We start from the raw sequence: 9,632 nt of genomic DNA on the forward strand, positions 1-9,632 counted from the left end.
TATAATGCTTAATAAGCATCTTTCTTTAACTTTGTTTTGCCTTTTATTAATGACTTCGATTACTTGGCAAAATAACGGAGAAGCGATTGATTTATTTAATAAGAATCTCGCGCCAAATTTTAATTATTGGTTTGGTACAGATTGGTTAGGCAGAGATGTTTTCAGTCGAACCCTTAAAGCATTGTTATTTAGTCTTGCGATGGGAGGACTTGCATCTTTAAGTTGTGCATTACTGTCGCTCTGTTTAGCGCTAATAGGAAACATTAATGCCACGCTCAGTTATGTCATTGATACTTTGACCGACGTTTGGAGTGCTTTGCCACACCTATTAGTTATGATTGTTTTATCTGTATTAGTTGGCGGTGGATTTGAAGGGCTTGTTATTGCAATTACTTTCAGCCATTGGCCAAAGTTAACCCGTTTACTAAAAATTGAAATTGAGCAATTACGGCAAAAGCCTTATGTATTGCACTCATTAGCTTTTGGGCATTCAAAACTGCATGCTTATCAAGCGCACTTAACACCTCATGTACTGCCTCAAATGCTAACAGGGATCCTTGTTCTATATCCTCAAGCTTTAGTGCATGGTGCAGGGTTAACATTTTTAGGCTTTGGGATTAAACCATCTACGCCTTCGATGGGCGGAATGCTCTCCGAATCCAGTCAATATTTGCTCAGTGGTCAGTGGTGGCTTGCTCTGTTCCCAGGCATAATTTTAATTATTAGCTTATTACTACTCATGTCTATCAGTAAAAGTTATGAAAAATAAAAAGACAACGATGATCGATATTACAGCATTGGATATCAAGCAAAACAACCACGCTAAATCTCTCATCACAGATCTTTCATTATCAATTAATGAAGGCGAAGTGTTAGCTATTATCGGGACCAGCGGCAGCGGAAAAAGCGCATTAATTAATGCCATTATGAACTCACTTTCTGCTGATTTTACGCTAAAGGGGAATATTTTAATGCCTCCGAACACTCGTATTTCATTGGTTCCACAAAGTATTAATGCGTTAAACCCAACAGCAAAAATCGGTTCTCAATTAATTCAATTCAGCCCTAGAAAAAAATGGTATCAACGCGCTGACAAAAACCTTGTTAATAATGCTCTGACTTTAGCTCAACTTCCTGTTTCTGTTGCTAATTTATATCCTCATCAATTATCAGGAGGTATGGCTAAACGAGCCCTATCAGCTCTCGCTCTCATTCAAAACCCTGACATTATTATTGCTGATGAACCAAGCTGTGGTGTTAATGATGAATTCGCAGAAGCATTATTTCAACACTACAAACAATTGGCTCATAAAAAGAAAAAGACCGTCATTATTGTCAGTCACGACATCAAATATGTACTTGATATAGCTGACCATATATTGATATTGCAGGGAGTAGTTAATCAAGAAAGTTTATCTTCTATTGAATACACAACACCTAAAAAAATCACTCAAGGAAATAGTGGCTCATACAGCCAGGCCTTGTGGCAAGCATTACCTAAAAACTGGAATTAGTATGATTTCTTTAGCTAACGCGACCGTTCGTTATCAAACAAAATTGCTGTCTTTACCAAATATCCGTTTAGCTCAAGGGGATATTCTTGGTTTAAATGGAGTCAGTGGTTCAGGTAAATCAACCGTTGCAATGTTGCTTTCTGGTTTTCTACTCCCTACTTCGGGCACGGTTTCTACCCCATCTTACGATAAAAATAAAGCGAACCCAGTACAATGGGTAGGACAACATCCAGAGCTTTCATTTAATCCAAAATGGACATTATTAAGATCACTAAAAGAAAGCTTTCGCCAAATTGATTTTAACTCTCATTTAAAGAGTCTTTGTATTGAAAAGGAATGGCTCTCTCGCTACCCAAAAGAGCTGTCTGGTGGTCAACTTCAACGCATCGCACTGCTACGAGCATTATTGCCAACTACTCAATATTTGTTATGTGATGAGATAACCGCTCAACTCGACCCGATAACTCAGCAATCTATTTGGATGCAATTACTTAAATTCAGCAAAGAAAGAAACATTGCTCTCTTAGTGATTTCTCACGAAAGAACACTGTTAGCCTCAATTTGTGAAAAAATAACCACTTTAGAATAAGAAATTTTATTCATTAATAGTCAACAAAAAACAGAACAACATTTCGCCTATTTTTTAGTCAAATAAAACAGGCAGAAAAGTCCTATTTTTCGTTATTTTTTTATTGCCAAGTTTAAAATATAAGATTAATATCCATCGTATAAAGAATTCCAAAAATCTTATCTAATGTTAATTTATTTTTACATATTCATGTACACGCAAAATAAATTATCGTTATTGTAAATATGAGTAACCAGCTCAACACTGCCTAGACTTAGGCTATTACAATTTATTTAGAATACTTATTTCTCTAGTTTTTAAACTGGAGTATTTTGCTATTTGTTTTCATTATTTCTTTTTAAGAAAATATGCCATATCGGCAGGACCAATTATGTCTGAAATAAATACATCACCCTCTGGTTGGTTAGCAGATATATCCCTTTTCTATGAAAAAAGAGGCTCAAATACCAAACTAGTTCATCGTGAACAAGTTGGCCCATTAATGGTGCAGCGCCCTTTTTATCCAGAAGTTGGGATAGCTCATACTTATCTACTTCACCCTCCTGGTGGCGTAGTCGGTGGAGACCAACTCAATATTAATATTCATGTCGCCCCAGAAGCACATTCATTAATTACCACACCCGGTGCGACTAAGTTTTATCGAAGCTCAGGTGCAACATCAACTCAAACACAGCGTTTAAATGTCGATGATACTGGCTTCTTAGAATGGCTTCCCCAAGAAAATATCTTTTTTCCTAATGGCCAAGCGCACTTGAATACACAAATAACCCTGCATAAAAACGCTCACTTTATTGGCTGGGAAATGAACTGTTTTGGTCGCCCAGTTCTCAATGAGATTTTTGAAAATGGTATGGTGACAGGCCGTACTAATATTAAAATTGATGACAAATTAATTCTGTCAGAATCCATGTATATCGATTCCCTCGATGAAACAAAACATGCCGCAGGAATGCGAGATTACCCAATGCTTGGCAATCTCTTTATTTACCCCGCTTCTGAGGGATTAGAAGACAAGTTAAGAATACTGATAGATGAACATTTCCATGAACAAACTGGGTTATTTGGCAATAGCGATCCTATTTGTGGAATTACTCAAATTGATGGCTTATTGGTTATCCGCTATTTAGGTTACCAAACAGAACCCATGATGGCGTGTTTCAGCACTTTATGGCAACACACTCGCCAACACTGGTTAGGAACATTACCCGAAGTCCCACGCATCTGGGCTACATAATAAGTTGGAATCGCAATGGAATTAACACCAAGAGAAAAAGACAAACTGCTGCTTGCATCTGCGGGCATGATCGCGGAAAGACGTAAAGCTCGCGGATTAAAACTCAATTATCCAGAAGCCATCGCCTTAATCTGTTTTGAAATAATGGAAGGTGCTCGTGATGGACGCACAGTGGCTGATTTAATGAATTACGGTCGCACTATTTTAACGGCGGACGATGTAATGGAAGGAATTCCTGAAATGATCCCAGATGTTCAGGTTGAATGTACCTTCCCTGACGGCACCAAATTAGTGTCGATTCACGATCCTATCGTTTAAGGAACTAATGATGATCCCTGGTGAATTAAGAGTTAATGACGAACTTGGCCAAATCGAATTAAACGTAGGCCGTAAAACACACCAATTATCGGTCGCTAATTATGGTGATCGCCCTATTCAAGTCGGCTCTCATTACCATTTTTATGAAGTAAATGAAGCTCTGAAGTTTGATCGTGAACCAACCAAAGGCTTTCGTTTAAATATCCCCGCGGGTATGGCGATCCGTTTTGAGCCGGGTCAACGTCGAACTATTGCACTGGTTGAATTTTCAGGTAAACGCGAAATTTACGGTTTTCAAGGCGCGGTGATGGGCAATGTCGATGACATGATAAACACCACAACATTAACTGACGACAAAGAGGCGAAATAATGGCTCGTATTTCTCGTACTGCTTATGCCAACATGTTTGGCCCAACCACTGGTGATCGCCTACGTTTGGCTGATACTGAGCTATTTTTAGAAGTAGAAAAAGACTTCACTACGTATGGCGAAGAAGTAAAATTCGGCGGCGGTAAAGTGATCCGTGATGGTATGGGTCAAAGCCAAGTCGTTAACAGTGAATGTGTTGATGCTGTGATTACCAACGCATTAATTGTCGATCACTGGGGCATTGTAAAAGCTGATATTGGTATTAAAGATGGTCGTATCTTTGGTATAGGTAAAGCCGGTAATCCAGATGTACAGCCTAATGTTGATGTCGTTATTGGCCCTGGCACTGAAGTCATTGCTGGTGAAGGTAAAATTATTACCGCTGGCGGTGTTGATACTCATATTCACTTCATTTGTCCTCAACAAGCAGAAGAAGGCTTAACCTCTGGCGTAACAACCTTTATCGGTGGTGGTACAGGCCCAGTTGCAGGTACAAATGCAACAACCGTAACTCCGGGCATTTGGAATATGCACCGTATGCTAGAAGCGGTGGACGATTTACCGATCAACGTTGGCCTATTTGGTAAAGGCTGCGTAAGTAAACCAGAAGCACTACGTGAACAAATTGAAGCGGGCGCTATTGGCTTAAAAATCCACGAAGATTGGGGCGCTACCCCTGCCGCAATTCATAACTGCCTTAATGTGGCAGATGAGATGGATATTCAAATCGCTATCCACTCAGACACCTTAAATGAAGGTGGTTTTTACGAAGAGACCGTTAAAGCCATTGGTGATCGCGTTATTCACGTATTTCACACCGAAGGCGCAGGCGGCGGTCACGCACCTGATGTAATTAAATCTGTCGGTGAACCTAACATTTTACCTGCATCAACAAACCCAACTATGCCTTATACGATTAATACCATTGATGAGCACTTGGATATGTTGATGGTATGCCACCACTTAGATCCATCGATCCCTGAAGACGTTGCCTTTGCTGAATCTCGTATTCGTCGTGAAACCATTGCCGCTGAAGATATTCTTCATGACATGGGCGCAATCTCTGTGATGTCATCAGACTCACAAGCGATGGGCCGTGTTGGTGAAGTGATCATTCGTACTTGGCAGTGTGCGAATAAAATGAAACTTCAACGTGGCATTTTAGAAGGTGATAACGAACATAGCGACAATGAGCGTATTAAACGTTACGTCGCTAAATACACTATAAACCCAGCTATTGCCCATGGTATTTCACATGAGGTAGGTTCAGTTGAAGTCGGGAAATTAGCCGATTTAGTGGTATGGAGCCCTGCTTTCTTTGGTGTAAAACCTGCCCTTGTTATTAAAAGTGGCTTAGTTGCTTATGCACCAATGGGCGATATCAATGCCGCGATTCCAACGCCTCAACCCGTGCATTATCGTCCAATGTTCGCATGTTATGGCAAAGCTATGCATAAAACATCGATGATCTTTATGTCACAAGCAGGTATTGCAGCTGGCGTTCCTGAACAATTAAATTTACAAAGCCAAATTGGTGAAGTGAAAGGGTGCCGTAATATCTCAAAAAAATCGATGATACATAACAGTTACACGCCAAACATCGAATTAGATAGTCAGACCTATATTGTTAAAGCCGATGGCATCCCTCTTATTTGCGAACCTGCAACTGAGTTACCAATGGCGCAGCGTTATTTCTTATTTTAAATAACTAACCAAGCAACCTTGCTCTGCCAGTTTTCCTAGTTCTGGTGGAGCACCTTTTACAGTGAATAATCATGATTAAATTTACTCACCTTGCACATCACCACCATGACGATAATCATCACGGTGAAGTGCATTCACATGACACAACAGAACTTACGCTTTGCCTAACGATGCTAGAGCGTACAAAAAGTCGTTTAAAAGTCACTTTAAGTGATGGCTCTGATGCAGGTCTATTTTTACCTCGCGGTACCGTATTAAAAGAACACGACATTGTAGAAAGCGATGATGGTATTCAAGCGATAATCACCGCAGCCGAAGAGACGGTATCAACGGTTTACAGCGATGATTTACTATTACTAGCAAAAGCATGCTATCACCTAGGTAACCGTCACGTTCCTCTACAAGTTGAAGCAGGTTGGTGCCGTTATCTACACGATCATGTATTGGATGACATGGTGCAACGTTTAGGATTAAACGTAAGAGTAGAACAAGCTAAATACCAACCAGAACCGGGCGCTTATGGCAGCTCAAGTGCTGGCTCACACGATGGTCACCACCATTAAGCGAGGCCATTGTGTTAGAGGATTTAAGGCTCTACCAACTAATTAGCCCATCACTACCTGTTGGCTCATTTACCTATTCTCAAGGGTTAGAATGGGCAATAGAAAAAGGCTGGGTTAGCAATGTTACAGAGTTAAAACATTGGCTAAGCAACCAATTAATGGACAGCATTGCCACATTAGAGCTGCCTATTTTGGCTAAAATGACGCAATTAATAAAAAATGAACAATGGCAAGAAGCTCAAGAATGGAGCGATTTTGTTATCGCCAATCGAGAGACTAAAGAACTACGTCTTGAAGAGAGACAGAGAGGATTAGCCTTCTCTATGTTATTACCAAAATTAGGGATTGAACTCAATCAAACCACCCTACCAATGGTAAAGCAGACTCAAATTGCAGCTTTCGCACTTGCTGCTAACCATTGGCAACTATCAAAAAGAAAGTTAGCCGTAGCGTATGCCTGGGGTTGGCTTGAAAATGCCACCATTGTTGGCATAAAGCTTGTACCTCTCGGGCAAAGCGCAGGGCAACAACTGCTATTAGAAATGGCAGACGTTATTCTAGAAGCGGTAGATAAATCACAGCACTGGCCTGAACACCTCATCGGTAGTTTCACCCCAGCGCAAGTATTGGCAAGTTCTCGACACGAGAGCCAATACACTCGACTATTTAGATCATAAGAAGAAGCAAATGCAAGATTACAAACAACCTTTACGTATTGGTGTTGGCGGCCCTGTTGGTTCAGGTAAAACAGCACTATTAGAAGTTCTGTGTAAAACACTGCGCGATACCTACCAAATCGCCGTAGTAACAAATGACATTTACACTCAAGAAGACGCAAAGATCTTAACTCAAGCAGAAGCTCTTGCTGCTGATCGTATCATTGGTGTTGAAACGGGTGGCTGTCCTCACACTGCGATTCGTGAAGATGCATCAATGAACTTGGCTGCGGTTGAAGAGCTAGCACAACGTCATAAAAATCTAGATGTGGTATTTATTGAAAGCGGCGGCGATAACCTAAGTGCGACCTTCAGCCCAGAGTTAGCTGACTTAACTATCTATGTGATTGACGTTGCCGAAGGCGAAAAGATCCCACGTAAAGGTGGCCCAGGTATTACTAAGTCTGATCTATTGATCATCAACAAAATCGACTTAGCGCCATACGTTGGTGCTTCTCTTGAAGTAATGGAATCAGATACCGCTCGTATGCGCCCTACTCGCCCATACGTATTTGCCAATCTGAAAAAAGGCGTTGGCCTAGAAAAAATTATCGAATTCATCGTTGATCGCGGCATGCTAGACGTAAAATAATTACGCTAAGCAAATTACGATAAACAAGCATCAATAAAATCCTTTCTAGATAAGACAAAGCCCTGATAATACTTATGCCATAACTAAGTACCTATCAGGGCTTTTATTTTCAATCAATTATGCTAATAAACTTCGATGAACTTTAATCACTATCTTTTTAATCAATCCAGATTGAGATATTAGACACCCCGGTTTATGTGGCTCTTCAGGTAAGAATACAGCAAACATTTTAGGATGCATAATCACTTCATTACACTGATTCATACTTTCAACTAAGTAAAAATCATTTTCTTCATCATAAGATTGGGAAATTGGGTTTATCTCATCTTCCAATGAATATTGAATACGCTCTTCGCCACGAATTAAGCATTGCACATCAATGTATTCTTTATGCACTTCAGCTTGCTTACTGCTTGCTTCACCCGTTTCAAATTCCATCACATTAGCAAAAATACGCTCACCATCAATGATGTGCTTTCCTGTTGGCAGAGCTTCTAAATCTGTCTCATTTAAATAGGCTAAACATTGTTGAATCACACTTGGTAAATACTGGTTTGTTTTTTGATGTTCAATATGACCGTAAATCATAAATTGTCCTTAAAGAAGCCTTTAGTTTTAATATAAAGGCTTTATAAATAGTAAATTATACTTTTGCTTCTGTTTTTGAGTGCTTATCTTTAATTGCACTTAACTCATCAATTTCACTCGAATTTAAATTATTTTTAAACATAGGCGCAGTTAGATAACCTACAATAACCACCACCAAAGTACCGATAACACCGTAGAAGAAGAAATTTAAGTCTGTAGCAGAACGAACCCACAATACGGTAGCAATACTCGCAACTACACCTAGCAAAGCACTGTTCGCATTCGCTCGACGGAAGAAGATGCCAAGCATAAATAGTCCTGTCATTGGCCCACCCATCAAGCCAAGTAAGCTATTAAAAGCATCCCAGATCTCACTCTCATTCGACATAATCAGATACGTAGAGGTAATAACACCTAAGATACCCGCGACAACCGTTAGAGTTCGGCCTACTCTTAGTTTTTGCTCAGATGTTGGATTATTGCTAAGTTTTTCATAGATATCAGAAGTAAAACATGCAGCAATACTGTTCAGGCTACTTGAAATACTTGATTGTGATGCAGCAAAAATTGCAGCAATGATCAGTCCAGCAACACCCACTGGCATTTGAGATATCACATAGAAAGGCAAGATACCGCCAGTATTGAAATCAGCAGGAAGCAGCGCAGGATTTTGAGTGTAGTAAGCAAATAGTGCAGAGCCAACCGCAAAGAAGAACACAGGAACACAAGCGACTAATTTAGCATTCGTGATCAGTGCTTTTTTAGTCTCATCAATATTATCGGTAACGATATAACGTTGAACCACATCTTGGCTTGCTGTGAATTGTTGTAGAGAGGCAAAGAAGAAACCAATCATTAATACAGGGATAGTACTGTCGGTCCAACTCCAACTAAACTGCTCAGCAGGGAAATATTTATTCGCTTGATTCGACATGCTGAACACTTCAACGATACCGCCGTCAACATTAAAACAGATAACAACAAAGATAAGAATGGCAGCAACTGATAGCATAATGCCTTGAATTACATCGGTCCAAATGACCCCTTCAATACCGCCAAGGAAAGTATAAATAATACAAAGAACACCAATTAAGAATACAATCATCAAAGGACTAATATCAATAAATGGCATTAGCGCTAATGCGGTTAAATAAGTAACGATTGCGATACGCCCAATATGAAAAAGCATAAAAGAAATACTGCCAAATAAACGCATTCTCACGTCAAATCGTCTTTCTAAGTATTCATATACAGAAGTAAGGTTTAGCTTTCTAAAAAAAGGAATATAGAACCAAAAAACGATAGGAAGAATAGCAATAGCAACATATTGACCAATCAAGAAAGTCCAGTCACTGGTGTACGCTTTTGCTGGAATAGACATAAACGTAATCGAACTCAGTGTGGTAGCAAACACACTAAACCCTGCAGCCCATCCTGGGATCCTT

At 39.9% G+C, this 9,632-nt stretch carries 12 protein-coding genes; 10 read left to right on the forward strand and 2 right to left on the reverse strand.

Translation table 11 applies throughout. The annotated features are described in order from the left end of the window. The first annotated feature begins 4 nt into the window (after window positions 1-4). The 10 genes from BTO23_RS08615 to ureG all read left to right on the forward strand — a co-directional run bounded on the left by BTO23_RS08615 (window position 5) and on the right by ureG (window position 7,599). Entirely contained in the window at window positions 5-769 is a 765-nt protein-coding gene (locus BTO23_RS08615; RefSeq protein WP_105063360.1) for an ABC transporter permease, read from the forward strand. Then, the gene (locus tag BTO23_RS08620) at window positions 759-1,514 is read left to right on the forward strand and encodes an ATP-binding cassette domain-containing protein (RefSeq protein WP_105063361.1); all 756 of its coding nucleotides are present in this window, start codon (window positions 759-761) and stop codon (window positions 1,512-1,514) included. Before BTO23_RS08615 ends, BTO23_RS08620 begins: the two co-directional genes overlap by 11 nt. A 1-nt stretch (window position 1,515) precedes the next feature. Next, window positions 1,516-2,103, forward strand: coding sequence for an ATP-binding cassette domain-containing protein (locus tag BTO23_RS08625; protein WP_061030497.1), 588 nt, complete (start codon window positions 1,516-1,518; stop codon window positions 2,101-2,103). A gap of 370 nt (window positions 2,104-2,473) precedes the next feature. Further along, window positions 2,474-3,337: an urease accessory protein UreD gene (locus BTO23_RS08630; RefSeq protein WP_105063362.1), complete on the forward strand. Its 864-nt coding sequence runs from the start codon at window positions 2,474-2,476 to the stop codon at window positions 3,335-3,337. Between the two features lie 15 nt (window positions 3,338-3,352). Then, window positions 3,353-3,655: an urease subunit gamma gene (locus BTO23_RS08635; protein ID WP_060993604.1), complete on the forward strand. Its 303-nt coding sequence runs from the start codon at window positions 3,353-3,355 to the stop codon at window positions 3,653-3,655. A 10-nt stretch (window positions 3,656-3,665) separates the two neighbouring features. After that, window positions 3,666-4,025, forward strand: a complete 360-nt coding sequence (locus BTO23_RS08640; RefSeq protein ID WP_105063363.1) for an urease subunit beta — start codon at window positions 3,666-3,668, stop codon at window positions 4,023-4,025. Continuing rightward, on the forward strand, window positions 4,025-5,728 hold the full coding sequence (ureC, locus tag BTO23_RS08645; RefSeq protein ID WP_105063364.1) for an urease subunit alpha: 1,704 nt from the start codon (window positions 4,025-4,027) through the stop codon (window positions 5,726-5,728). Before BTO23_RS08640 ends, ureC begins: the two co-directional genes overlap by 1 nt. A gap of 71 nt (window positions 5,729-5,799) precedes the next feature. Beyond that, window positions 5,800-6,291 carry an urease accessory protein UreE gene (gene ureE / locus BTO23_RS08650; protein WP_105063365.1) on the forward strand — a complete coding sequence of 164 codons (492 nt, stop codon included), beginning with the start codon at window positions 5,800-5,802 and terminating at the stop codon, window positions 6,289-6,291. A gap of 11 nt (window positions 6,292-6,302) precedes the next feature. After that, the gene (locus tag BTO23_RS08655) at window positions 6,303-6,968 is read left to right on the forward strand and encodes an urease accessory protein UreF (RefSeq protein WP_105063366.1); all 666 of its coding nucleotides are present in this window, start codon (window positions 6,303-6,305) and stop codon (window positions 6,966-6,968) included. Between the two features lie 10 nt (window positions 6,969-6,978). Then, entirely contained in the window at window positions 6,979-7,599 is a 621-nt protein-coding gene (gene ureG, locus BTO23_RS08660) for an urease accessory protein UreG (protein ID WP_060993609.1), read from the forward strand. 117 nt (window positions 7,600-7,716) lie between these two features. Here the strand turns inward: ureG and nanQ are convergent, their stop codons facing one another. Both nanQ and BTO23_RS08670 read right to left on the reverse strand, forming a co-directional pair. Continuing rightward, complete coding sequence (nanQ, locus tag BTO23_RS08665) at window positions 7,717-8,187, reverse strand: N-acetylneuraminate anomerase (RefSeq protein WP_105063367.1); 471 nt, start codon at window positions 8,185-8,187, stop codon at window positions 7,717-7,719. Between the two features lie 55 nt (window positions 8,188-8,242). After that, a partial coding sequence (locus BTO23_RS08670; protein ID WP_105063538.1) for a sodium:solute symporter family protein occupies window positions 8,243-9,632 on the reverse strand: 1,390 nt, incomplete at its 5' end.

Origin of the sequence: Aliivibrio sifiae, assembly GCF_002954715.1 — a bacterium.
Taxonomy (GTDB): domain Bacteria; phylum Pseudomonadota; class Gammaproteobacteria; order Enterobacterales; family Vibrionaceae; genus Aliivibrio; species Aliivibrio sifiae.